21 protein-coding genes are annotated in these 25,021 nt (G+C 44.0%); 5 read left to right on the plus strand and 16 right to left on the minus strand.

The genetic code is table 11. The features are described 5' to 3' along the window. Positions 1–18 precede the first annotated feature (18 nt). The 14 genes from HU175_RS01500 to HU175_RS01565 all read right to left on the minus strand — a co-directional run bounded on the left by HU175_RS01500 (position 19) and on the right by HU175_RS01565 (position 17,734). Positions 19–1,182, minus strand: coding sequence for a hypothetical protein (locus HU175_RS01500; protein ID WP_176564905.1), 1,164 nt, complete (start codon positions 1,180–1,182; stop codon positions 19–21). 412 nt (positions 1,183–1,594) lie between these two features. Further along, positions 1,595–3,070 (minus strand): right-handed parallel beta-helix repeat-containing protein, encoded by a 1,476-nt coding sequence (locus HU175_RS01505; RefSeq protein ID WP_176564906.1) that lies wholly within the window; start codon positions 3,068–3,070, stop codon positions 1,595–1,597. A gap of 46 nt (positions 3,071–3,116) precedes the next feature. After that, positions 3,117–4,013, minus strand: a complete 897-nt coding sequence (locus HU175_RS01510; RefSeq protein WP_176564907.1) for a glycosyltransferase — start codon at positions 4,011–4,013, stop codon at positions 3,117–3,119. A 48-nt stretch (positions 4,014–4,061) separates the two neighbouring features. Then, positions 4,062–4,838, minus strand: a complete 777-nt coding sequence (locus HU175_RS01515) for a WecB/TagA/CpsF family glycosyltransferase (protein WP_176564908.1) — start codon at positions 4,836–4,838, stop codon at positions 4,062–4,064. A gap of 4 nt (positions 4,839–4,842) precedes the next feature. Then, the gene (locus HU175_RS01520; RefSeq protein WP_176564909.1) at positions 4,843–6,090 is read right to left on the minus strand and encodes a glycosyltransferase family 4 protein; all 1,248 of its coding nucleotides are present in this window, start codon (positions 6,088–6,090) and stop codon (positions 4,843–4,845) included. Between the two features lie 10 nt (positions 6,091–6,100). Next, the gene (locus HU175_RS01525; protein WP_176564910.1) at positions 6,101–6,976 is read right to left on the minus strand and encodes a glycosyltransferase family 2 protein; all 876 of its coding nucleotides are present in this window, start codon (positions 6,974–6,976) and stop codon (positions 6,101–6,103) included. Next, the gene (locus HU175_RS01530) at positions 6,948–7,898 is read right to left on the minus strand and encodes an O-antigen ligase family protein (RefSeq protein WP_176564911.1); all 951 of its coding nucleotides are present in this window, start codon (positions 7,896–7,898) and stop codon (positions 6,948–6,950) included. The genes HU175_RS01525 and HU175_RS01530 overlap by 29 nt, the downstream gene beginning before the upstream one ends. Before the next feature lie 351 nt (positions 7,899–8,249). Beyond that, positions 8,250–9,404 carry a glycosyltransferase family 4 protein gene (locus tag HU175_RS01535; protein WP_176564912.1) on the minus strand — a complete coding sequence of 385 codons (1,155 nt, stop codon included), beginning with the start codon at positions 9,402–9,404 and terminating at the stop codon, positions 8,250–8,252. Continuing rightward, the gene (locus HU175_RS01540) at positions 9,404–10,534 is read right to left on the minus strand and encodes a glycosyltransferase family 4 protein (protein WP_176564913.1); all 1,131 of its coding nucleotides are present in this window, start codon (positions 10,532–10,534) and stop codon (positions 9,404–9,406) included. Before HU175_RS01540 ends, HU175_RS01535 begins: the two co-directional genes overlap by 1 nt. Before the next feature lie 19 nt (positions 10,535–10,553). After that, entirely contained in the window at positions 10,554–11,462 is a 909-nt protein-coding gene (locus HU175_RS01545; protein ID WP_176564914.1) for a glycosyltransferase family 2 protein, read from the minus strand. Position 11,463: 1 nt separating this feature from the next. Then, positions 11,464–12,837, minus strand: a complete 1,374-nt coding sequence (locus tag HU175_RS01550) for a flippase (RefSeq protein WP_176564915.1) — start codon at positions 12,835–12,837, stop codon at positions 11,464–11,466. Between the two features lie 10 nt (positions 12,838–12,847). Then, positions 12,848–13,537: a sugar transferase gene (locus HU175_RS01555; RefSeq protein WP_176564916.1), complete on the minus strand. Its 690-nt coding sequence runs from the start codon at positions 13,535–13,537 to the stop codon at positions 12,848–12,850. Between the two features lie 5 nt (positions 13,538–13,542). Then, a complete protein-coding gene (locus HU175_RS01560) occupies positions 13,543–15,903 on the minus strand; it encodes a GumC family protein (RefSeq protein ID WP_176564917.1) in 2,361 nt (786 codons plus the stop codon). Positions 15,904–16,591: 688 nt separating this feature from the next. Further along, complete coding sequence (locus HU175_RS01565) at positions 16,592–17,734, minus strand: glycosyltransferase family 61 protein (RefSeq protein WP_176564918.1); 1,143 nt, start codon at positions 17,732–17,734, stop codon at positions 16,592–16,594. A gap of 369 nt (positions 17,735–18,103) precedes the next feature. On the opposite strand from HU175_RS01565, the gene HU175_RS01570 reads away from it, so the two are divergent. Continuing rightward, on the plus strand, positions 18,104–21,424 hold the full coding sequence (locus tag HU175_RS01570; RefSeq protein WP_176564919.1) for a right-handed parallel beta-helix repeat-containing protein: 3,321 nt from the start codon (positions 18,104–18,106) through the stop codon (positions 21,422–21,424). 44 nt (positions 21,425–21,468) lie between these two features. On the opposite strand, the gene rocD is transcribed toward HU175_RS01570, so the two are convergent. After that, complete coding sequence (rocD, locus tag HU175_RS01575; protein ID WP_176564920.1) at positions 21,469–22,716, minus strand: ornithine--oxo-acid transaminase; 1,248 nt, start codon at positions 22,714–22,716, stop codon at positions 21,469–21,471. A gap of 185 nt (positions 22,717–22,901) precedes the next feature. Here rocD and HU175_RS24925 point away from each other — a divergent pair, with 185 nt between their 5' ends. From HU175_RS24925 to HU175_RS01595, 4 genes are all read left to right on the plus strand, one after another. After that, positions 22,902–23,015 (plus strand): DUF5522 domain-containing protein, encoded by a 114-nt coding sequence (locus HU175_RS24925; RefSeq protein ID WP_255433141.1) that lies wholly within the window; start codon positions 22,902–22,904, stop codon positions 23,013–23,015. A gap of 59 nt (positions 23,016–23,074) precedes the next feature. Next, positions 23,075–23,314, plus strand: coding sequence for a 50S ribosomal protein L28 (gene rpmB / locus HU175_RS01585; protein WP_176564922.1), 240 nt, complete (start codon positions 23,075–23,077; stop codon positions 23,312–23,314). Between the two features lie 69 nt (positions 23,315–23,383). Further along, positions 23,384–24,103 (plus strand): RluA family pseudouridine synthase, encoded by a 720-nt coding sequence (locus HU175_RS01590; protein WP_176564923.1) that lies wholly within the window; start codon positions 23,384–23,386, stop codon positions 24,101–24,103. Between the two features lie 62 nt (positions 24,104–24,165). Continuing rightward, positions 24,166–24,465, plus strand: coding sequence for a Dabb family protein (locus tag HU175_RS01595; protein ID WP_176564924.1), 300 nt, complete (start codon positions 24,166–24,168; stop codon positions 24,463–24,465). A 73-nt stretch (positions 24,466–24,538) separates the two neighbouring features. Here HU175_RS01595 and HU175_RS01600 read toward each other — a convergent pair whose 3' ends face one another. After that, entirely contained in the window at positions 24,539–24,952 is a 414-nt protein-coding gene (locus tag HU175_RS01600) for an Ohr family peroxiredoxin (protein WP_176564925.1), read from the minus strand. Between the last annotated feature and the right edge of the window lie 69 nt (positions 24,953–25,021).

Below are 25,021 nucleotides of genomic sequence, written 5' to 3' on the forward strand. Positions count from 1 at the left end.
TATGAATTTTATTTTAAACTATATTGTACATTCTAGGATTCGATGCCCTTCTATACCAACAGGTATAATTTTCACTATTTTTACTTTTTTTTCCTTTATCAATGGTTCGAATTGCTTTCGGCTTACTTCATCAACTACATAGAAATGAGAGAATCGTTTTTGGGTTAATTCGTTCACGTAAACAATTTTATTAACATTGTATTCTTCTCGTAATGACAAAGCCATTTTATGATCTACTGTTGCATTTAGCATATTGTCTTTTGCCAAAGCAGCTTCCCAATTGAGCAAATAATATGCATCTACGTTTTTATGATGCCATATTGGAAAAAAATAATCAGCAGACTCAAAGAAAACAGGATATTCTTTATTCAGTTGAGGCAAATAGCTCAATATACCACTTGGAAAAATAGATATTTTTTTGTTTTGATAAAACATAAAAGCGGCTACAAATACGATATATACAGGAGCTAACTTTTGAACAAATCGAGGATATTTTATCTTATAAGCCCAAACGTTGTACGCATATATAATTTGATATATTATCAGTAAATGGCTTATCCATTGGTACCGACTTAAAAAAACGGACATGTATACCAATGATATAATCATCGATAGTCCAGCAACCATGAATGATATATAGCCAGATAGAATATAAAAACTAAAAGCTTTATCTTCTACAAATTTTTTGAATCCGATTCTCAATTTAGGAATAGAAATATAGAAGAAAATCACAACCACAGATAAAACCTTAATGACAGGTAATATTTGTATTGATCTTTCTAACTGCGATGATAGAGTAGGAATTAGCTCACTAATGGTTCTAAAAAAAGAAAGAAAGGTCAAGGGCGGTATCCATGTATGCGGCTTTCCAGTTTGGGATTGAATCTGAAAATTTGGAAACCACAATAGTAGCCAGACACAAACTGATAGAATATGCGAAACTAAAGGATACAAGTAATAAGTTTTTCTTGACCAAATAAACAGCACACAAAAAAAGCTAAATGATACGGCTACATAAAATGCACCAAAATTATGTGTAAATATTAGCGCTGTTGCTAATGCAAAGTTCAAAAAAAGAATATAGTAATTTTTAGGAGTAGATATTAATCGATGATCTGTAATAATAAATAACAAACCGCATAAAAGCAGCAACACATATGATCGAATTTGAGTTGATAACATATAATTAATATATGTTAAACTCACGACTGTAATTATAATTAGAAATGTACTTAACGTTTTTTTTACTAAGAAACTACTGTACGAAAAAAATATAGCTATAGAGATCGAAAATAATATTATTGATATTATTCTTAGTACTGTTGTATCTAAGTTTACAAGGTGACTAATAGGCCAATATATATAGAAAAACAATGGCGGATTGGCGTCCAGATTACTTACTATTGCTTTCTGCATGTGGCTAAATGAAGAATCCGACAATAATATATAACTCAGCGTTTCATCAAGCCACAGCCACTTTTCTTTAAAAAATAACGACACCGATATAGTAACTACTATAAGTAGTATAATTAACCCAGAAAAAAGAATTGTTTTACTATACTTCCTCATTATTACTCTAATTAATTCTTTCAATCTATGGAATGGGGTTACCAGCACCATCAACATTCTGACTTGCTTGAATAGCAGCGCCTTCCGTTGCCTGGTAATAAACACCACCAGGTGATTTTTTCATCGTATTGCCAGTAAGTTTTATACCGGTCGATCCTGTACCATACGCCTGAAAAGTGGCTGTAGTGCCACGGCTCGACTGATTTGAAATTACATTCCTTGTAAAGGTATTGTTTGGAGCTTTATCGCAGATAATGGCAATATCAGATGAGCTTTCTATTTCGTTATCGGCGTACGTACCACCACTGTTCGATTTATCCTGTAAGGTTAACCGACCTGTCATAGTAAAATGATTGTTCGTGAATGTAGCGGCACCCGCATTGAAAAACTGAACGCCCCCCGTGCAAGTCCCAACGGTGCGGTTATTAGTAACTATCATTCCTCCTTCGATTGTTCCCCCGTTCTTGTCCCCACTACCGTCGTTACTACCAATCAGAAATTTATCGAAAGTTCCTTCAAACTTGTTGTTAGTGATTTTTACGTTATGCGATGCTCCGGCGATCTCAATACCGTAGTGAAAACAGTTTTTCAGGTAGTTATTGTCGACCATCAAGCCATCTAAAGGACCAGATAAGGAGATACCAAACCAACTGTTATAAAAGTTGTTATTGGCAACAGTAATATTTTTGCCAGCATACACGCCGTAGTTGTCGTGATTAAATATCTCACAAGCCATGCGTTTCGCCTGCACGTAGTTATTCTGCACTAGAATATTGTTGCCTGTCTTGCCAGCCTGAATCTTCAGGGTCAGAAAATTAGTACTGTCTTTGGCGCCAGCATCACTACTACTGCAGTTTTGCACGGTAAAGTTAGTAACAGTTGGACCATCGACCGTTAAAACACCATAAGTACCCGTCCCCGTGGCTGTTACGTTCCAGCTCAACCCATCAATCAGTACATTCTCCAGCGCTTTACTATGATCGACAGGATTGACCAGCGAAACGTAACTCTTCGTCAGATTGATTATTACCCGTCCCTGGTTTCCCCGTATGCTTAGATTACTGTGAATACGCACTTCTGTCTGCTGCGTATAGGTACCGTCCGGGAATGTCAGATCGCTTACAGCATCTACTGCAGTCTGTAATTTGGGGCCAATATCAGCGTCGTTCGTAGTGATATCAAACCAGAACGTACTGGCCGAACCGGTATAGTCTCTTTTATACCGGGCTCCGTTAGCAGTTACTAATATAGTACCTGTATTGTCTGCGCTTGAATTGTCTGCGGGATCGATTTTAAAAACTCCCTGTTTACCAGAGTCTGTGATTAAAATAGTACCGGGAACCGAGCGATCACTGAATTTTCTGACCCGTTCGATAGTCAGTGTATCCGTCGCTGTAGTACGTACATCAAACTGTGGTCCGGAATCCGGCTCACGGCAACCGATCATTATCGATATAACAAGTATCACATACCCTACCGGAGCAAAAATTGACTGTTTCATAGGGATAATGTCGGATCAACGTAATGGGTGAACAGTAATAACGTACTTAGCGCATACCAGCGTACGTTTTTAATCGATTATAGAATCGAGTTGCGAAACTATATTGCTGTATATTTTTTCTTTTGTAATATTCCGTGTTTTGAACAACGTCAGGCAGATCAAACGTACGTTTTTGACCATCGTCCAGCGCTGTTTTGTACCGGTTGAAAATATCTGTGTGGGTGGCATCCTGCCCAAAACCAATATTTTGCACTTTTGACACAGTTGGATAAACAGTTATGCCGCCCGCTTTAAACTGGCTATACCCATATCGTATATCCCAGGCATCAATCTCGCCCTCAATTTGTCGACGTAGCATACGGACCAGATCAGCCCCTCCTTCCATAAATGCAGCCTGGCGCGATTTATCTTTTATAAACTCATCGAAATCGGCAACGCTCCAGTCTATTGATTTCCAGCGATCTGCCCAGGTAGCCCACCCCCAGGGACTATGCCGGGGAATGAAATAAGCATCATAGGCATAGCTTTCAGGCTTCTTGAACGGAAACGTATACCCAGCAATAGAGTATGCCTTTGGCTTATCCTTATAATAATCGAGACACTGATTCATATAGTCCAGGAAATTGGGCGACGTTATCAGGTCGTCTTCTACCATGATGGCAGACGAATGGCGATCTAATACGTATGAAATCCCCCGAATAATTGAATCAGCACAGCCAATGTTCGATTTTGCATAATCCCGGTAAATGCTTTTGAAACCAGTTAGTTCGTCCAGCAGTTTATGCACCTCTTTCACTTTAGGCTCATCCTCTGGTTTCTTTGCTGCGTCGACAAATACGTATAGATTAGTCTCTGGCGCTAAGTAGTTCGCCTTTAATGCATCCAGCGTCAAACTGAGCTCTCGGGCGCGCTTAAAACCAAATAAAACAATAGGTGCATTCATGACAATTCTATTTTTGAGTCAGAAACTGACCCGTTTAAAATCAGTAATTTATCCGTTTCTTTTCTGCGTCAGAAACTGTCGGCTGAGGTACCAGATATATTGCGAATTGGTGGTTAAATACCGCTTTAGCAAACGCTGGGGCTCCTGCATCAGACGAAACATCCACTCCATTCCCATTTGCCGTACCCAGAGCGGAGCTCGTTTGGTTTCCCCTACCAGAAGAGGTAACGCGCCCCCAATACCCAGAAGAACAGCAGGAATACGTTCCCGCATCCGCGCCATCCAAAGCTCCTGTTTTGGGCAGCCCAGCGCCACAAATACCAGTCGGGCGCCAGAATCCGTAATCTGCCGGACAATCTGTTCATCTTCCTCTTCTGTTGCTGGCCGGAAAGGAGGAGATACGACTCCAGCAATAGTCAATCCGGGAAACCGCTCCTCACACACGGTTACGAAACGCTCAAGCATATCCGGGGTAGAGCCGAACAGGAAAACAGGAATATTTTGCGTAGCGGCTTTTCCCAACAGACTTGGCATCATATCCATGCCTGCGATACGCTCCTGCTGAACTCCATACAGACTATTAACTGCCCAGATAAGCGGTACCCCGTCTGTAACGATCCAATCGGCTTTACTCATAGCCTCAGCAACAGCTGGTTTCTGCTGCGCTTCTATAGCCATATGTGCATTGGCAAAGCAGATCATGCCGTGCATTCCGTTTCTGGCTCTATGCAGAATTTCCTCCTGTACGTTCTCGTAGGTATCGACTGTCAGTTCAAGACTAATAACTCGTTTTCTGGACAACGTCTGAGGTTGATTGGTCGTCATATCCTTAAGCGATTAGCTGTTTTTCGGGCAATAGAGTTGGATAAATTTCATTGACGTAGGTTTTTATCCGTTTTTCCCATACCTGCGAATTGGCGTAAGCATAGGCTACCCGTCCCATTTCCAGCCGTTCTTGCGGGTGTTCATACATCCACTCAATAGCGCGTGCCAGTTGAGCAACCACATCGTCGGGTGTGGTTATGTTGGCCTTTATGCCTATATCTTCGTTGACCTGTTCATCCTGCCCATGTAACGCCAGCGTAACGATGGGGAGTGAATAGGCCATTGCTTCCATCGTTTGCATTGGCCCCGAGTCGCGTAGGCTGGTAAAAAAGAATACGTCCGACTCCCGATAGAACTGTGTTACCTGATCGTACGTAACGTGCCCCACCCAGTTGATTCGATCTGCTACTCCGTATTTCTCAATATAACCGGGTACTAGTTCAGCCATATGCCCATGCCCCCCAACAATAGTTAATTTAATTGGGATGGCTGGATCAACCTTGCTCAACGTCTCAATCGTCAACTCCAGTGCCTTACGGGGCAACAAACGTCCGACCCAAAGTAATTTAAGCGTTTCGCCAGGTACCCGCTTTATTTCCTGTTTAGGAAAGAAGTTCTGCCCGATGGCAGCATCCTGCATACGGTGTATGATTTTTTCTGGTCTTACCTGTCTGACCAGTTTATAAGTGTCCTTATTGGACACAATTACCAAATCGGCTTTTTTTAAGGTATTATAATAGCCGGGATTCACGTACCGAAGCATCGTACTGGTCCAGCTCCGCATCCGCTCCCGAATCCAGTATTTGCCGAAGTAGCGCTTCATTGCGGCCGGAGCCTCCTGCCCCCCCCCTACTGGTCCAAAAATGAATGGCTTTCCCACTTTATACATAAAGCTGCCCAGTTGAACGCTGCTATAGGTGATATGGTGAACCAGATCAAAATTGTATTTCTGATCCAGTTCTATCGCCCGTTTAGCGGCTTCCCACTGCCAGTATATGTAATGGCTATACATACCAACCAGATATCGGTACGCCTTATTCAGCCAGGCAGGCGTATCAACGTAATGAAACGTAGTATTTGAGTAGCCTCCTTGGCTTATTACCGCGTCAATATCGACTTTGAATTTCTGCTGAGTAATGCAATGCACCTCAATGCCTTCCAGGGCAAGTAATTTTGCAAAAAACCAGCCGTTTCCTTCTTCAGACCCTGCGTTTGGTTGACAAGCGTATGCAGATAATAGAACTTTCTTCATAATTAACGGCTTACATTGGTCTCAGTTTCCGACGCAGAAATCCAGCGCAAATGCGGGATACGTCAAATAAAAAGTAAACGATCTTTGTCTTTGAGTGGGTTATCGCGAAGTGGTATCTGACCTTGAGGTTTGTTGGTGATTTAATCGAGGTAAAGCTTTTTATAAAATCATTCCAGCTTACTTTCTGATTCAGAAAAATCCCGGTATCACGAGTGAATTCATAAACCAGACACTTCGTATCAACGATTAATTCATAGCCCGCTTTTTTGGCCCGGACCGAAAATTCAAAGTCAGACATATAGTGAGCGAAGTGCTCTGTATCGTACAGACCAACTTTATCAAAAACGTCCATTGGGATCAGCGTCCCCCGACCTGGCAGAGCGTCTGATGAAACGTATTCCTTTTGTCGTACTAACTCTTTGTAGCTGTGGCTGAATTTACCAACCAGCGCCTTACCACCTGCGAAATACGGGTCGAACGTATTGCCTGCAAACTCCAGCTTGTCTGGATTGTCAACGTCTACGCTAACCGAACCAATCAGACAAGGCTTGTGCCGCTCATACGCACTTAGCATATTCGCCAGATAATCCGGCTTAATGATCGTGTCATCGTTAAGCGTCAAAACGAAATTAGCCTCCCCGGCCACAGGATTTTTCTGTGCATAACGCACGCCCCAGTTCGTCGCTTCGGTCCACCATAAGTTACCGTCTCCGGTCAGGATAATCGTTTCGGGAAACTCTCGTTTAATCATTTCCGCGGTTCCGTCGGTCGAACCATCATCAACCACAATCGCGGAAAAATTCCGGTATGTTTGTTCGGCCAGGCAAGCCAGACACTGGCGGGTTAGTTCTTTTCGATTATGAACGGGAATGACTATGTGTATCATAATAAGTCGGTTGAATGACAGTTGGCGTAGCCTCCTGTCGGGTCGTTTGGTCATCGGTTTCTTCTTTCGGCGCTTTATACCCGCCGTAGTACATACCGAGTCCAACAAAACTCCAGTAGTAGGGAGACAACTGATAAGAAATACCGTATAACAGGCCACTGGCAATGAAGGAGAACATAACCGTTTGCTCCAGTGATAGCTTTGGATTGCGAACGTATATGTAGTACATGGTGCAGAAAATAATCAGGAGATTAAGCCCCATGCCCGCAACTCCATAGTTGTAAAGCATGTCGACGTACTGGGAGTGAATGATGGTTCCTTTTTCCGGGAAGTCTTCGTTCTCCATAATCTCACCCTTGTCGTAGCCGTCATACCGCCATCCAAGCAAAGGGCGCTCAAGGAAATTAGTCATATAATAGGTTGACTGTTCCAGCCGCCAGCTGCCTGTTTCATCCTCCGAGGGCGAGAAGATTCCCCCGATAGTATCAAGAAAAGCTTCAGTCCGTTTGGGTGAGAGGGTTCCTAACAAGGGTAATGTCAAAATCCCGAGAACGAATAACATAGCCGCCGTACTTTTTATTTTTAGCCGGCTGCCTTCTACCTTTCCAATTATTGCCAGGCCAACTACCAGAACTCCAGCAACGCCAGCCGTCGAGATGACAGACCGGTGCAGCAAGAAGAAAATCAACCCCAGTACAAACAGCGTATAGATTACATCCATCTTTCGGTGCTCGGTGATATAGCGGACCAGAAAGAATAGAAAGGGAAAGACTAGATAAAAAGCCTCGGCAGCTGCAGTAGTACGGGTATCGTTTGTTAAAGCGTAGCTAAAAATTTGCCCCATCAGAATTTGATTGATGAAGAAAAAACCAAAAATTATTGCAACGATATGCCCTAGTTTGACTGGGCCAAGCTGAGTCATTACGTAATACGTAAGCATAGCCAGACCAAGACACGAGAAGCGCTTAATCACGAAAAACGAATACACGTACTGATTGTAGCTATACAATGATTCCGCTATCAGGAAGATGACTCCTGCCGTGATCAGCCACGCAATTATTTTGTAGGATAATGGATAGTTTAAATAAAACGCCATTACCAGTACAGCCGCGGCCAGGCATAATAAATTTGTTACAGCCGATAGAATCGGGCTCCCCTGGTTTCCTCCATATGCGAGTGCGCAGGAGCCAAAGAGCAACACGAATAAGATAATTTTATAAGAGATTGCCTTCATACTGACATAATCGTATCTAAATCGGGAACTTACGCCTAGCTATGGATTAGCGATTACTTCGCGGTAAATTTCCTGCGTATGCTCAATAATATGTCTTGCATTAAACCGCTCGAGCGAAACAGTCCGGGCTTCTCCGATTAGCTTCCGGCGAAGGTCCATATCCCCCCAAAGTTTCTGAACTGCCGATACAATATCGTTGATTTCCAGCGAAGTTAATAATCCTGTTTCTTCGTCTTCTACCAGTGAAGCAACTCCTCCAACATTTGTAGCGATAACAGGCAGGCCAGCTAACTGAGCTTCGCATACGCTGTTTGGGCTGTTGTCGATGTAAGATGGGTGCAGCAAACAGAAAGCCTCATGATAGGCTTCCCATAATTGAGGAGCCGTTAGCATTCCCCGATGTTCTACGCTCTCGTCGGTTATATTTTCAAGGCCTAATGTACCCGCCAGTTCCAATAAGCCTTCTTTGGTGCCATAGCCAGTTACGATAAGCCGAAGCGGCAGGTCGTTACGTAGTTCATTGAGGGCGCATAGAGCCTCCCGGATTCCCTTCATTGTATTGATCCCGCCTACGAAGAGCATGGCGCTGTTTGACGTATCAGCAGGCAGATTGATCGGGTTGTAAAATTCGGGACGAATCAGTTCCCAATTATGGTGAATCACGGCTTTGGGGTTCAGCTGCCGGATTACAGCTTTATCCCAATGCGTCCGGCAGATGTAATGTCGAACTGCTTTAGCGTATTTTTTTTCGTAATAACCAGCTACTGCCCAGGAAACGTGCTTATACTCTATTTTTTTAGGGAGGTGTTTTGCATACTCGGTTACAAAGCCCTGCGCAGATACCACTTTTGGTATTTTGGTACCTAGTCCCATAACATGGTACTGCTGCTCAATACCATGGATGTGCATCAGATCGTACTGATCGGCAATTTGAGCCACATAATCACGTACCCGCCGGATCCGCCGGGTATAACCAGTCAACAAGTCCCACTTGTCATCGGGTACACTCAGATAAATGTACTTTACACCATCTTTCGTTAATTCCTCGTCCTTTTCGAGGGCGTGATTATAACTCACGACTGTAATAGAAACATTGCCTGTTTCTACAAGGCTATTAGCCAGTGATGTCATCCAGGGGGTTGGGTGACCAGATTTACCTGGATGAGGGGCAGCGGCCAGCCAGAGAACGTTCATCACTGTGTTATTGCTTTTCGGTAAAAATCAATCAGTTTATCAAGGGCCAGTTCGTGATCAAAGTGCTGACTGGCAAACACGGCCTGACTTTCGGCTAACTCCTTTCGCACACCGGCGTCCAGATGGGCAACGATTTGCTCTGCCACCTGCTCGGCCTCAGCACTACGTAACTTGCTTCGTTCGTCAGGTAGTAATTCAGGTACGCCACCAACGGGAAGCGCCAGAACCGGCGTTTTCACCGCAAATGCCTCAATAATTGAGTAAGGGCAATTATCATTTAAAGCCGTATGAATGTACAAATCGGTTTGCGAAACCAGCTTCCACGGCGCTGGTTGTCGTCCATGAAATTGAACGTGGTTTGTAAGACCAAGGTCCTTTACTAGTTGCTCGTATTCCTTCCGTTTAGGCCCGTCACCAATGAGCCAGATCGCAAAATTGGTAACCCCTTTTTTACGTAATTCCTGACCGGCGCGAATAAGCAATTCCTGATTTTTACGTTCATCTACGTAGCCAACATTGCTGATCAGGAATTTATCGGTCTCCGCACGCGGTTCTCTGGCTGGTAATTCAGGTACCTGAACGGTATTGAACTGGATCATTTTGTGAATACCAGCGGGCAGCAGATGCTTGGATTTTTCGTACGCGTAATTAGATACAAATACATACGAATTTACGTACGAGAATAACCATGTATACCACTCTGTTATCCGGCCAACAAAGGATGGACTTAACGAATGAGCGGACATATACTCCGTTACCGGATCATCGTTAAAATGGCAGGTTAGTACGATTGGTACTTTTTTTCCAAGAGCAAGGTAGGCTGCCACACCAGACCGAACGTCCTGCGCATGAATAACGGAGAAGTTTTCTTTCCGAATTTTTCGAACGGCGAAATAGAGCCGAATAAAGTAAGAGGCCTCCTCGTAAAAAATCCGGCTTTTGATTCCCAGCGGATTCGCAATACGCTTCAGTAAATTCAGCGATTTGTTCCAGAAGAAAGGTGTGTGCGTCGATTCAATCACCCGCACGTTTACGCCTTTCCTTTTGAGATCTTTTGCCAGCGTCTGATAGTACGTAACGACCCCAGATGGAGAATGCGCTACCAGAAAAGTAACAATCAGAACGTTCATATGCAGTCCCGTTTGTCTCTTATTTGTTCAATAAGCGATATAGACGTACGGTAAGTATTGAGTTGGGGCGCTTGCCAAAATTATTAAAAAGACTATCTAAAGCAGCTTCGGCAAAAATCAGAAAGTTATACATTCGATTTTTGCGTTTGGCTACAATCTGGCCGACAGTCTCGGCGGTAGCCCAGCGCATGAAAACTGCCATTCCGTACTTATCACCGTGAATGTTTTGAAACACTCTCCGCTGGTTGCGAACGGCGTAATATTGTTTCCAGGCACCCGGCCAGGGAATACCATTACGGTCGAAGGAAGGTGGATGATAGAAAACGCTCTTGGGAACGGTTACAACAGGATAGCCCATTTTCTCGGCCCGGGTCATATATTCTACTTCATCACCCCAGATGAATAATTTTTTATCTGGTATACCAATTCGCTCCACTACCTCCCGATGCACTAACGTACCGTTGAAAAATGAAGCGACGCCATAAATCAAATCAAACTGAGTCATGTCGACCACCTTACGGTAGTTTCTGCTAGGGCGATCCACATAGAAGGCAAGCTCTGTTTTATCCCGGTTGCTAACCGACATAGCGTTTTTGATACACGGCCCTAAATTCGGCGAATTAACCAGATTAGCCAGTGCATCAGGATCGGCTATACAGTCATCATCCATGCACCAGAGCCAGGTAAAATTTGCTTTGTAAGCAGTATCAATGCCCGTGGCAAAACCACCGGCTCCTCCCAGATTGGGCTGCGTTACTACCCGAAGTGCTTTTTGCGTTGCCAGCCATTCTGTCGTCCCATCATCACTTCCATTATTCACAACAATTATTGCGTCCAGTGGGCGCGACTGGTTACGCAGGCTGTCAAGACATTTTTGAAGGTCATTAAGCCGATTATAGGTGACAACAATAGCAACTATACTCTCCATGTTACTTTGCTAAAAAAGACCTTAACTGCCCCTTACCTAATGCCAGTGTTTCACGTAAGCTGCTCACCGATAGAACAGGTACTTTTTTATATCTCAGGTACCCGTACATTGTCAGTACAATATACAATTCGGCAAGTACCCAGGCCCAGGCCGCACCGATGTACCCAATCTTATTGATCATTACTACATTGAGAATCAGACCAATAACTGAGCCGATAGCCGTAATGATAAAGAAAGGCTGATCCATTCGTAAGTTCAGCATTGTATGCAGGCCCAACAAGTTACTGGCACTTATTATTATTGGCAATAATGAAACAATACGTAATACGGTAATAGCATCGGTAAACTTGTCTCCGTAAAACAGAGTAATAAATATAGGGGCTATTAACCACAGAGTCACAGAGATAGCTACCATTAACAGGATTAAAGGCATAAATGCGGTTTGAACAACGCGTAACCCCTGTTCACGCCCTTTCCCGAATGCACTAGCGACAACAGGGAAGAAAGCCTGATTCAGCGCAAGCGCCACAAATGATCGTGCAATTCCTTCGAGTCGGGTACCGGCCGAAAATATACCAACGTCGTACGGCGTACTAAAAATCCCCAGAAAGAACGGAGCGGAGCTCGCGTAAAGCGTGATCATGATCGACGAGAAGAACAGGGTACTATCTTCTTTAAAACGTCCCAATAACTGCTGCTGCGTTGGCCAAGTAAATGTTAATTTGAAGCGCTTTACAGCTACCCATAGAGCAGCCAGGTTTACCAGCACCTGCGATACGCTGATCATCAGGTTTTGGTAGATATAATCTTCTGGTTGACGGATTAGCAACAGTACCGAAGCAGAGAAAATTATTTTTACGGCTAGATTAAAAATAGCTACCCGCCCCAGATCTTCCATTGCCTGATAAATCCAGAATGGGGCGAGCACCGTCCCAATACAGGTAATATATGTACAGATGTGCAGCCAGAGGTGTGCTTTAAAATCAGGAACTGCCAGCGTGACAGCTACGAACAATACTGTGGATACCAGCCACAGAAGGAATTTTCCCGCCAGAACTTCACTAAAGATTCGATCCGTCTGCGCTTTGTCGTCCCGTTTGCCAGCAATGTTACGCACTGCTGACATCTCGAACCCATAGTTGATAAGTAGGGTAAAATAAGCGATGTACGCCTGAGAAAAATTCAGAAGACCAAGTCTTTCTGGCCCAATAATTCGAACAATATAAGGCACTGTTAACAGGGGTATCAGGAAATTAGCTACCTGCACACTGAACAGCGACGCAACATTGATCATGAAACGTTTCAGGACCGACTTCGATAAGTCCGGCTCTGAAACCTTATTTACTTCTTGTACTAAATTATCCGTTTCACTCATCAGTATGCACCTACCAACCTTTGGTTTTTCCTGTTAACATTGACTTAATTGTCCACCAACAGATTTTGATATCCAGCCACGGTGATTGACGACGGATATAAAGTTGATCATACCGAACGCGATGCTGCATCTGGTGCGCTTTGCTGGTTTCTCCCCGCGCTCCACGTACCTGTGCTAAGCCAGTAATACCCGGACGCACGTAGTACCGGTGGGAGTAACCATCAATCTCATTCCAATATTGTTCATCCAGTAGCAGGGGGTGCGGACGTGGTCCGACCAAACTCATGTCTCCCAGTAATACGTTAACAAACTGAGGCATTTCGTCCAGATTAGTTCTACGGAGGAATTCACCAATTTTGGTCACCCGACTATCCTTTAATTTAGCCTGGCTGAAAACGGCTCCTTTTTCATATTTCATGGTCCGAAACTTGAAGCAGAGAAATGGTTTCCCATTACGTCCGGTTCTGGTTTGCATGAAGATGATAGGCCCTGGCGAGCTCATACGGATTAGAAACCCAAGAAGCGGAATAAGCCAGATAAGTATAGCAACTGTTATAAACGAAGCCACTAAAACATCAAAAATCCGTTTCATAACACGATTGGTAATCGGCTGTGTAACGTTATTGCTTACTTCAAAAACTGGTTTCCCACTTCCCTGCTGGGTTATTGGAACCGGGTTGAAATCGGTAAAAGTTACCATAACTGTTACTGTTTAAGAATGGATCGGACAGACTGATACGCCGGTAGCCAGTTTCGTTTATCGGCTTGAGCGTAGTACTTGTTCTTTTTGTTACCGTTGCCGTAGTAGTAGCCGCCTTCCCCTTCAACCGTATTTAGAACTAGGTTGAGTCGGTTGAACCGGTTTTCCCGATAAAGCATATCAATCATTTTGAGATAGCTTTTTGGCGTTACAGAATGCCGAACCACATAAAGAGTAGTATCTGCTAATGGAGCAATAACTTGAGCATCTGAAACAAGACCAACCGGAGGAGTGTCGATAATAATAGACTGAAAACGTTCTTTCAGTTCCGCTATCATTTGCTCAAGACGCGGGTCATTCAGCAATTCGGATGGATTCTGTGACGCCGTTCCGCTAGGAATGATAAAGTAATTCTTATAGCCGGGCACCGGTTGTATTACTTCATCCAGTGATGCCTCTCCCAGAATGTAGTTAGAAACTCCAGGTGTGTTATCGATATTAATAAGCTGGTGCAGCTTAGGAATCCGTAAATCCATATCGATAATAACGGTCATCTTATTAACTAACGCCAAACTGGCACCGAGGTTCATCGAAATAAACGATTTCCCTTCTCCGCTAATACTTGACGTAAACATAATCACCTGATTAGCAGACGGATCATCTCGTAAAAACTGCAGATTAGTTCGAATTGTCCGAATTTGTTCGGCAATCATGGAGCGGTTCTTTTCGGTAATCACCAGAGCCTTGTTCTGACGCTCTTTGGAGAGTTCACCCAGGATAGGAACAGCCGTATTTGCTTCAACGTCCTGACGGCGCATAATACGGTTATTGAACAGATCTTTACCAGCCACAACGCCTAAAGGAAGAAGTAGTCCTACCAATCCGAAGAGCATGAAAAATAGCGGCTTAACAGGTTTTACGGGCGTATCGGAGCTTTCTGCCGGGCTAATCGTACGGCTATCTGAAACAGCAGCAGCAAAAGCCATTGCCGTTTCTTCTCTTTTCTGAAGCAGCAAGTTGTAGAGGCTTGTTTTTATCGACTGTTCACGGGTGATGTTCATTAAAGACCGTTCCTGCTGCGGAATAGACCGAATCTGACTCTCTAGGTCTGTGTTCTTTGCCACATAACCTTCCTTCGATCGGTTCAGCATGGTCTTCATTGTCTGAACATTCTCAATAATGTTTTTCTTAGTTGTCTTGATCTGGGTATCCAGCGACTGCAACGTTGGGTTCTCATCCGATACGGTTCGGGACAGATCATTACGCTGTAATTCCAGTTGCGACATTTTTGCGATCAGACTCAACAGCACAGGATCGCTCAAACCAACAGTGGCAGGAGTGCCTCCTCTATTAGAGGACTGACTATTAATGTATTGCTGTAAATCGTTCAGAGCGGCCAGTTGAATATTAACCTGGTTTAGCTGGCTGTCATTCTCTTTAGCTGTCTGCAGAAAGGTCTGAGCCTGAGCACTTAAATCGGTTATTCCCTGATTTGCCTTATAGCTTTCTACATTTCGTTCGACAGAAGCCAGTTCACCGGTTACCATCCGCAGTCGGTTATCCAGAAAATCGAGCGTATTGGCAGCCGATTTGTTTTTATCAACAATGGCTGCAGTGTTGTACTCTTTGATTAGCGTATTGAGAATATCTTCCCCGCGTTCAGCAACTGCATCCTCCAGAGTCAGCACAATTACAGACGACAACTTACTGGTTGGCTCTACCTTCATCTTATTAGCCAGCCCTTTTGCCACGCCAGCAACCTGCCCTGCCTGAATTTGTATTCCAGGAAGCGTATCCAGAACCGCAGTGAGCGCACGAACCTGCAAACGGCCATATGGAGTTTGAACCGTTTGATTTAGCGGATAATTAGCCCCATTAATTTGTACGGTTTCGTTAGAAGGAAAAGTCAGTTGAAGCGGCTTTTTGTACAAAGCGTCATTACCCTGCTCAACAATCAGCTGAACTGGCGAATCTTTGTAGATTGCCCGATTGCCGTACTTTGTCTTTTTAAAATAACTGTGTTCAAGATGCAGCTTCTCGACAACGGTGGTCATTAATGATCCCGAGCGCAGAATTTCTACTTCGTTCTCAATTACTTTTTTAGGGGCAACAGGTTGGTTCTCCTGTAAGACCGACTTAACGTCGTTGTCCTTTTTATCGTCAAACAGGACCTTTGCTTCTACTTTATATATGGGCTGCTGAAACAGAAGTACTACGTAAGCAGCAATCAGCATTATGCTGATCGAAACCACAAACCAGGGCCACTTACGCAGGTATTTTAAGATAATCGCCCGTTGTTCAGAGCCATTATTACTCACAACTTGGTAAGGGACATATGAATTGACAGGCGAATTGCCACTACTCATGATTAAAGCAATTTATAGAAGGATGTTATTTAGGTGTTTCGTGCGAAGCCGTTGTATCAGTCAATACAAACTTGGCGTATGATCTAAGGCCTTGTTGAGTCAATTCTTTAACGTGGATACTGTTTTGTCCATTAATAAATCTTTATTACGTCGGTCAGTTGATATAGCATAAGTACAATAAGCTGTACTACGTTTTATCCAACCGCTATTCTGAATTCCTGATTGAAATTTACGCAATCAATCAGCCTTAACAAAATAGGCTTACGGAATGGTACAACATTGTCTTAGTGAATCTATCTACCAAATGTGATAATTTTTGCCTAAAATAATTATATTTATAGTTAATTATAGTATAAGTGAACAAGGATTTTTGACTAAAACGATATCATATATGACTATTTTGATAAAAAACATTAAAACTTTATAAAGTTCTAATATGATCATTCTTTGTAGCCGTTAAATAGATTATAAGTAAAATCAATTTTTATAACTGAAAAAGACAACGGCTATTTTCAGGGTATAATCCAAAAATGTACCCGCACAAATTAGCATACTTATATATATACGCGCACGAGTATATAGGTAGCCTATCTCCGAACTGTCTGTTGACTTCTGACTATTACAGTCGACTCCTCAACCGTTCGTAAAGAGAACGGTTGAGGAGTCGACTGTACCAAAAGCCTTCCTATCAATATAGTCCTTGACTACTTTTCAGTAATGACGACAAAAAGCGATCAATATCCTCTACATTGACATCAACGTTGTCATTGACATACGTATGGTCGACTAATCCATGTTTCAAAACAGAATGAAAACAATAGGCAGAATAATTCAGACCAAGCACGTGGGCCAAATACCTGAAGTATTCAGGCATATAATTAACAGGAAATAATTCGATTAGATGAGCCCCTGGTTTGCACCAGATTATGTTAGCAAACGAAGCTCCGTGAGGCCCAATGATTACCGCAGCATTATAGTAGATCTCTGCCTGCTCAGCAATAGTGCGCGCTTTATCTTCAATAATAGTGAAATTGTATTTCTCTAGTATTTTGATTAGGGAAGGTTCGTTATTAATTTTCCTTCTTCCTGCACGACTGATATAAATTCGTTTGTCGGTACTTGTTCCGGGTTGGAATTTGTTTTGGAAAGCTCTTTTTAGTGAAAGTATATCTGTACTACTAGGGTAAAACCAGCTACCATTATTTCCTAACAAGCAGGTCTCAGCTGAGACCTTGGTGGTTCTACTATCTACAATCTGCTCAGGACTAATATCAAGTAACGCTAGCAGTTCCTTTTCAAAAGTACTATGCATTAGTGGATAGGCAATTACGGCTCTATTCCACTCTGACTCAGACATCACCGCTTTCAAGCGTATCAATTTGGTTATGACGAAATAGATGTAATCGTAATATCCAGACCAATAATGGCTCCAGGGAGCAATCAGTAAATTCGTACGTATTACGTTTCGCTTGTCTGTCTTTAGCTTATCTTTTAAGGCAATCAAATTACCAAAATCAGTATCTAAAATTGACTTACCAATCATTATACTACCATTCTTTAAAAGAATAGCATTTGATTCTTTTGTATCACATTTCCACGCGTATGTTTCTGGAGTAGTAATCCTTTTTTCTGGAAAAATTAGCTTAGTATTATCTACAATATCATATATTTCTGGCAAAACATATTCTTTTTCTTCTTCGCGTTTAACTGAATATATTTTTAATATATTTTTTGTTTCATTCCAACTCAACAATTCAACACCTAGACATTTTGCAACAAACTTAGACTGATTTTTTATATTTCTTTTTACAATAGTCAGAAAGCTTTCCATAACCGTTTTTTATGTATTAAAATACTGCAGACACAATGTATACTACTTCACAGCTAATAAATATTTTACGTACTAGATAATATAAAAATATCTTTACAACATTTATACATGTCAATCCAGTCGGTGTATTATCTAGTTATGATACAGTGATTAAAACTATAGATTTACTCTTTTCGACTCTGTCGTTTTATCATAAATTTATTTAACGTCACAGAAGCTCACCTATAACTCATTGTTAATTCAATAAATTTTAGCATGTTTCAAAGAGATAAAAGTTTATCTTTGTCATTTCTTATGCATTTAATGTGACTCTATCGCATTATGTCTAACAAATCCTTTTTATCCGTTTAGCTGCCCTTCTGTATTGTTATGCTAAAATCTCTAGTTACCTATAGCTTGTTGCTGCTTTTCTTTTTGATAATCTCCCCGGCAATGGGACAAAGTACGTATTATGTATCTGCGGCAGGAAACGACCAAAATGATGGTAGATCGGTCGCCAATGCATTTAAAAGTATAGACCGGGTTAATAATTTATCGTTGCAAGCAGGCGATTCTGTTCTGTTTCGTCGGGGAGATACGTTTAGGGGAACGCTTTTCGTCCGCCAATCTGGTTCACAGGAGCGTCCTATCGTACTTGCCACCTTTGGTACCGGAGCAAAACCAATTTTATCAGGATCGCAACCACTAACGGGCTGGACAAATCTTGGAGGAAACATATGGCAGTCCTCCTGTCAATCGTGCGGGAGTCAGGTAACCGGTGTTTATCGGGATGAAGTTAGTTTACCATTGGGTCGTTACCCAAATGCCGATACACCCAACAAAGGATACTTAACGATCCGGGCTCACACTCAGAAATATCAGATCTTCAGCCAAGAACCGCTGCCTGCAAATATTGACTGGAAGGGTGGCGAGGTTGTTATGCGACCGACCCAGTGGATTATCGACCGGGCTATTGTTGATCAGCAGTATGGAGACGCTTTAAACCTGTTCAACTACTCTAACTATGAGCCAGGTGACGGTTGGGGGTTCTTTTTTCAAAGCCATCCCGCTACTCTCGATCAAAACGGCGAGTGGTACTATAATCAAAATGATAAAACCGTTCGATTGTACATGGCCCAGGGCGACCCGAATTCTCTGTCTATTGCTGCCACAGTAAATAGCCGCGGAGTCGAGCTAAATTCCGTATCTAATATTAAGTTTCTGAACCTGCATCTAACCCAATCATTAAATATCAGCTTTTACGCCAACAATGTTTCTAACATTACTTTGACGGGCCTGGACATTATTGATTCGGGAGAAGACGGAATTATCTTTTCAGGAGGAGGCAGTAATATTCTTATTGAGAACTGTCGGATCATCGATGTCAACAACAACGGTGTTTCAATTGCACCCTATCAAAATGTAACATTCCGAGGAAACACTTTACGACATGTTGGTATTGTACCGGGACGAGGTAAAAGTGGTGATGGTCAGTATAACGGATTACAGTCAGCCGCAAATCAAAATGTGCTTATCGAAAATAACATCATTGACAGCGTTGGTTATAATGGATTGACCTTCTGGAATAATACAACCATTCAACAAAATGTCATTTCTAATTACTGCATGACAAAGAGTGACGGCGGTGCTATTTACGCTTGGAATGGACCCAAAAACTCGATGACTAATATTAAAATGTTGTCAAACATTATATTCAACGGCATTGGGGCCCCAGAAGGGTCTTTTCGAAATGGTTACTCAGGAGCGAATGGTATTTTCTTGGATGACTGTATCGAAAACGTTGAAATTCGAAATAACACTGTTTTCAAAAACCACCAGTGGGGTATTTATTTACACGCAACCAGTAGAATCACAGCAACTGGTAATACGGTATTCAATAATGGCAGTGCTCAATTTGTTATGTACCACAATGCAGGGCAATGTCTTTTTCGGGAAAATACAATCAAGAAAAATATTTTCTTTAGTAAAACTACAGATCAATTAGCGGGTCAGTATGAATCTCATATTGATGACTTACCCCAGTTTGGCGTTATTGATAGTAATTATTATGCTCGTCCCTTCGATCAGCTGTCGATGATCAGAGGCATAAAAAACTACGGAATAGGCAACAACTTTTCGCTTCCCGACTGGACGGCATTTTCAGGTCATGATGTACATTCTACAGCGAGTCCAGTCACGTACAGCCAATACCAGAGTAATGGTTATGGTGGTACTACTCGTCTTAATGATACGTTTACCAATGATAATGCGGGCTGGACCACGTTTAGTGCCTTTAACAATGCGGAAGCTTCCTGGGATAATACAAACAAACTGGATGGTGGAAGCCTGCGGGTGGGCTTTACTACCCCAACGGGACAGGGGCATGCATCATTTATGCTGGCGTACAAAAACTTTGGAGCAGTAACGCAGGGAAAAACGTATCTATTGCGCTTTGACGCCGTGGCGTCGGCACCTCAGCTCGTCTATGTATATATTCGAAAGGGAGACTTTGGAAAAGAATTTGACAGACGCTATGCCTTAACCTTCGATCCAGTGCGTAAAAGCTATGAACTTCCGTATACCTCGTCGGATACCGAAGGCAGCACTATCGTGATTTTTGAGATGTTTGAAGATGGCCCTCGTTTCTGGATTGATAACGTACGTCTTCAGGAAGATGCAGTTGTACGTAATAATCCGGATGATTATATAAAATTTGCCTACAACCCAACGGCAAAGGATAGCCTAGTTACTATTAACGGCTTTTACCGAGATGCTAAAAATCAGGCTTATAATAATCAGTTTGTTCTGAAACCCTTCTCATCAGTAGTGTTGATGAAGAGTGAGCCTGTTCGTTCGGCAGTCGATTTAAGTTTAACGCTGGAAGCTGATAAGCGAACCGTTAGGATTGATGAAGCCGTTACCCTTCAGATCAAGATTCGTAATAACAGCGATACAACGGCTGGACAGACCCGTTGGAATTGTCGCCTGCCGGCCAATCTTCAATTTATAAACAGCAATGGCCAGGCATTAAACGACAATGTTTTGAGTGGCGATATTCAGCAAATTCTTCCCCGTTCCCAGGCAACTGCAGTCGTCCGGGTCAAGGCCACGGCCGGAGGCTCCTATCAAACAGCCGTTCAAATAACGTCAACGACTTCGCCCGACCCCGATAGTACCCCTAATTCTGGTACGGGTGACGGAGAAGATGATACCGCAACGATCGACTTACGGGTTCTCGGAAATGACGAATCTGTTTATTCGTCCCCCAACCCGAACCAACGACCACTACCGGCAGTTGCCAGCAACCAGCCTACAGCCGATCCGAACAAAGCAGACCTTAGCCTGCGAATGGCTTTAAGTAAACGTACAATTGTATCGGGAGAAACGATTACCTGTACATTGTACATTAACAATGCCGGCGGAGCCGCAGCTGGTTCTGCTACGGTACAGTATGAACTTCCGAACGGACTTGAGGTAGCGGATGCAGCTGGCTGGTCAGTTAGCGGACGTTCACTAACAACTACGCTGAATAACATTGCTGCTGGTGCTACCAGCAGCGTATCGTTCCGGGCACGGGCCGTTAGGTCGGGGGACTGGACGACAAAAGCGCAAATCAGTGCAGCTTCTGTTTCGGATCCGGACTCGACACCGGGTAATGGATTCGATAATGGCGAAGATGATCAGACACAGGTTTCTGTTCGTGTAAAATAAAAAGCGAAAGGGCTCCCTGGTAATCAGGGAGCCCTTTCGCTTTTTCAGAATGCCAGCAACGTTTTTTCAATAATGTCGCAAGCTTCATGCATCTGCTCCTCAGTAATAACGAGCGGGGGAGCAAACCGAATTTTATCGCCATGTGTCGGCTTCGTCAACAAGCCATTTTTCATTAATTTAAGGCAGATTTCCCAGGCCGTCTGCTCACCCAGTTCAGGACGTTCGGTAATGACAATCGCATTAAGCAGACCGCGCCCACGTACCAGTTTAACCAGATCCGTTTTCTGGCTGATGGCCCGCATCCGAGCCCGGAAAACTTCTCCTATCGCCATGGCATTATCGGCCAGCTTTTCGTCCTGCACAACCTGCAGCGCTTCCATCGTGACAGCGCAGGCCAATGGATTCCCCCCATATGTACTTCCGTGTTCGCCCGGTTTAATGGTCAGCATCACCTCGTCCGATGTTAACACGGCTGAGACAGGTAACGTACCGCCCGAGAGTGCTTTGCCCAGGACCAGCAGATCAGGTTTTACGTTCTCGTAGTCACAGGCCAGCTGCTTGCCCGTCCGGCCAATGCCCGTCTGTACTTCATCCGCAATAAACAGGACGTTATACCGCGAACACAGGTCACGAACACCCTGTATGTATCCTTCATCCGGTACGACAACACCCGCTTCACCCTGAATGGGCTCGACCATGAAACCGGCAATGTTAGGATCTTTGGCAAAAGTCTCTTCCAGAGCCGCCAGATCGTTGTAAGGGATTACGATATATCCTGGTAGCAGCGGACCAAAATCGTTCGTGCTGCTTGGATCAGTGGACGACGAAATTGCCGCGAGCGTACGTCCCCAGAAATTACCAGCCGCGAACACCACCTTAGCTTCATTCTGCGGAATACCTTTTACTAAGTAAGCCCATTTCCGGGTTAGTTTCAGGGCCGTTTCTCCACCTTCCGCGCCGGAATTCATCAGGAGCGCTTTATCATAGCCAAAGTATTCGCACAGATACTGCTCACAAAGGCCAGTTTTGTCGTTGTAGAAAGCCCGGGAAGTTAGCGTCAGCCGCTGGGCCTGTTCTGTCATAGCGTTAATAATTCGGGGGTGACAATGGCCCTGACTCACGGCGCTGTACGCCGACAGAAAGTCAAAATAGCGTTTTCCCTCAACATCCCAGAGAAACACCCCTTCTCCCCGCGTCAGAACGACCGGAATCGGGTGGTAGTTGTGAGCGCCGTATTCCCACTCCAGATCCATCGCCTGGGTAGGCGTCGTGATTGATGTCAGTGTTTCCATAAGCTTATCCAGAATTGAGTAACAAAATGAATCGTCAGCAAAACTTGTACCTTTAGCAACCAATACGTTGCGGCCACAAATGCTGCTTTTCAAAAATACGATTTCTCCTACACATGCCCAAAAGCCCACTTGTTGCACTCAGAAGCGCTCAGTCCACTCCTGCCCTGACGGACGAAGACTATTATATGACTCCTGATGGTTTTCTGGTCTTTACAGCGATTTATCACAAGAAACGGGGCTATTGCTGCAAAAACGGGTGCCGGCATTGCCCATTTGGATATAAAAAAGAGAGCGAGTAGTTGCAGATTATGAATTAATTAGCCAATTTTGCGCCCTCATACGGAAAACGAGTACGGTAATGGCCAGAGTTTGTCAAATCACAGGAAAACGCACGCGGGTTGGTAACAATGTATCGCACGCTAATAATAAAACGAAACGTAAGTTCTACCCCAACCTGCAGAAGAAGCGGTTTTTCGTCGAATCAACCGGCGAATGGGTTACGTTAAAGGTAGCTACCTCAGCAATCAAGACCATCAATAAGAACGGTCTGGAAGCAACATTGCGCAAAGCATACGACCGCGGTACGCTGTCGCTGTAATCAACAACACATACATCGTTGAGCCTCTTCCGCCCAGAAGAGGCTTTTTGTGTTCTATTTCTCTGCGTCATGAAGTTAAATTTTGAAGACCTCATCGTTGCTGAAAACGATGACTACATCCTCATCAATAAGCCGCCCTACGTGGCTTCGCTGGACGAACGGACCACCGACCGGACGCAGAGCATTTTGCGGATGGCTAAAGAGTATTGTCCGGATGCTCAACTCGGGCACCGTCTGGACAAAGAGACGTCGGGTATGCTAGCCATAGCCAAACACCCCGAAGCCTATCGCCATCTGGCCATGCAGTTCGAGCATCGGGAGGTAACCAAACGATACCATGCCGTCACGAATGGCGTCCATGATTTTGACGGTGTTTCGGTCTTTTTGCCGATCTCACCCATCAAGGACGGTACGGCGGTACGCATCGATCGGGAGAAGGGTAAAGTTGCCGAAACAATTTTCAATACGTTACAGGCATACCGGACAACAACATTGGTGGAGTGCCTGCCCATTACGGGTCGGATGCACCAGATCCGGGTACACCTGATGTGCCTCAAAGCCCCTATTGTGTTCGACGCTACATATGGCGGAGAGCCAGTATACTTATCGGAAGTTAAGCGCAAGTTCAACTTGAAACAGGGAACCGAAGAATTACCGCTGATTCAGCGTGTGGCGCTGCACGCTTATTCTCTGACGTTTACCCAGATGAACGGTGAGGAGCAAACGTTTGTGGCTCCTTATCCAAAGGATTTCGGCGTTCTGGTAAAGCAGTTGGAGAAGTTTTCGTAACAGAAGCGGGTAAAGTAAGAGCGGAGACCGTAATTTGCCCGTTCTAACTTACCGACGAAATTATGTTTGTTCACTCTGTTTATTTCTGGCTGAAACACCCCGAGAATCAGGAAGACCGCGACGCGCTGAAAGCAGGGCTCAACTCGCTGAAAGGCGTTCAGGAGATAACGACGGTTTATATCGGTGGGCCAGCCGAAACTCGTCGTCCGGTCATCGACCATACGTATGACTTGTCGCTGATCCTCGTTTTTGCGGATAAAGCCGCTCATGATACGTATCAGGTACACCCGGTTCATCAGGAGTTTGTGGCCGAGTGCTCGCACCTGTGGGAGCGGGTTCAGATTTACGACGTAGCTGCATAAAGAGCGAGAGGGCGAAAGACAGAAAGAGCGAATGGCTGGATGGCTTACTCTTTCTGTCTTTCACTCTTTAATCCTAGACCAACACCTGCACTTTCATATCCATATTGCCCTTGACAGCTTTCGAGTAAGGGCAGACGGCATGAGCCGTGTCGGCTAGCTGCTGTAATTGCTCATGGTTCATGCCGGGAGCCTTAACGACAATTTTCCCCGACAAGAACATATTGTTACCATCCTGATTTAACGAGATACTTACCTCGACGGCATGTTCCGGTAGAATAATTTCCCGACGTTTGGCAACGGCCATCAGCGCTCCATTATAACAGGAACTATAGGCCGCAGCAAACAGCATTTCTGGGTTAGCGGCTCCACCTTCGCCGTGCATTTCCAACGGACGTTTGATATCCATTTCCAGAATGCCATCCAGCGATTTAACATCACCATCGCGACCACCGACGTTGCTGACAGTGGCAGTATACAGGGTTTCCATTGTTGAGTATATTTAGTTGCATTGGCCGTTCAGTACTTGTGTTAGTTCCAGAACGCCTGCTATCACAAC

This window comes from Spirosoma sp. KUDC1026 (assembly GCF_013375035.1).
In the GTDB taxonomy this organism is placed as follows: Bacteria; Bacteroidota; Bacteroidia; order Cytophagales; family Spirosomataceae; genus Spirosoma.

What these genes read in the sequence shown, in the direction of transcription:
- HU175_RS01500 (WP_176564905.1), bottom strand. Translation starts at nt 1,182, where the DNA reads ATGTTATCAACTCAAATTCGATCATATGTGTTGCTGCTTTTATGCGGT.
- HU175_RS01505 (WP_176564906.1), bottom strand. Translation starts at nt 3,070, where the DNA reads ATGAAACAGTCAATTTTTGCTCCGGTAGGGTATGTGATACTTGTTATA.
- HU175_RS01510 (WP_176564907.1), bottom strand. Translation starts at nt 4,013, where the DNA reads ATGAATGCACCTATTGTTTTATTTGGTTTTAAGCGCGCCCGAGAGCTC.
- HU175_RS01515 (WP_176564908.1), bottom strand. Translation starts at nt 4,838, where the DNA reads ATGACGACCAATCAACCTCAGACGTTGTCCAGAAAACGAGTTATTAGT.
- HU175_RS01520 (WP_176564909.1), bottom strand. Translation starts at nt 6,090, where the DNA reads ATGAAGAAAGTTCTATTATCTGCATACGCTTGTCAACCAAACGCAGGG.
- HU175_RS01525 (WP_176564910.1), bottom strand. Translation starts at nt 6,976, where the DNA reads ATGATACACATAGTCATTCCCGTTCATAATCGAAAAGAACTAACCCGC.
- HU175_RS01530 (WP_176564911.1), bottom strand. Translation starts at nt 7,898, where the DNA reads ATGACTCAGCTTGGCCCAGTCAAACTAGGGCATATCGTTGCAATAATT.
- HU175_RS01535 (WP_176564912.1), bottom strand. Translation starts at nt 9,404, where the DNA reads ATGAACGTTCTCTGGCTGGCCGCTGCCCCTCATCCAGGTAAATCTGGT.
- HU175_RS01540 (WP_176564913.1), bottom strand. Translation starts at nt 10,534, where the DNA reads ATGAACGTTCTGATTGTTACTTTTCTGGTAGCGCATTCTCCATCTGGG.
- HU175_RS01545 (WP_176564914.1), bottom strand. Translation starts at nt 11,462, where the DNA reads ATGGAGAGTATAGTTGCTATTGTTGTCACCTATAATCGGCTTAATGAC.
- HU175_RS01550 (WP_176564915.1), bottom strand. Translation starts at nt 12,837, where the DNA reads ATGAGTGAAACGGATAATTTAGTACAAGAAGTAAATAAGGTTTCAGAG.
- HU175_RS01555 (WP_176564916.1), bottom strand. Translation starts at nt 13,537, where the DNA reads ATGGTAACTTTTACCGATTTCAACCCGGTTCCAATAACCCAGCAGGGA.
- HU175_RS01560 (WP_176564917.1), bottom strand. Translation starts at nt 15,903, where the DNA reads ATGAGTAGTGGCAATTCGCCTGTCAATTCATATGTCCCTTACCAAGTT.
- HU175_RS01565 (WP_176564918.1), bottom strand. Translation starts at nt 17,734, where the DNA reads ATGGAAAGCTTTCTGACTATTGTAAAAAGAAATATAAAAAATCAGTCT.
- HU175_RS01570 (WP_176564919.1), top strand. Translation starts at nt 18,104, where the DNA reads ATGCTAAAATCTCTAGTTACCTATAGCTTGTTGCTGCTTTTCTTTTTG.
- rocD (WP_176564920.1), bottom strand. Translation starts at nt 22,716, where the DNA reads ATGGAAACACTGACATCAATCACGACGCCTACCCAGGCGATGGATCTG.
- HU175_RS24925 (WP_255433141.1), top strand. Translation starts at nt 22,902, where the DNA reads ATGACTCCTGATGGTTTTCTGGTCTTTACAGCGATTTATCACAAGAAA.
- rpmB (WP_176564922.1), top strand. Translation starts at nt 23,075, where the DNA reads ATGGCCAGAGTTTGTCAAATCACAGGAAAACGCACGCGGGTTGGTAAC.
- HU175_RS01590 (WP_176564923.1), top strand. Translation starts at nt 23,384, where the DNA reads ATGAAGTTAAATTTTGAAGACCTCATCGTTGCTGAAAACGATGACTAC.
- HU175_RS01595 (WP_176564924.1), top strand. Translation starts at nt 24,166, where the DNA reads ATGTTTGTTCACTCTGTTTATTTCTGGCTGAAACACCCCGAGAATCAG.
- HU175_RS01600 (WP_176564925.1), bottom strand. Translation starts at nt 24,952, where the DNA reads ATGGAAACCCTGTATACTGCCACTGTCAGCAACGTCGGTGGTCGCGAT.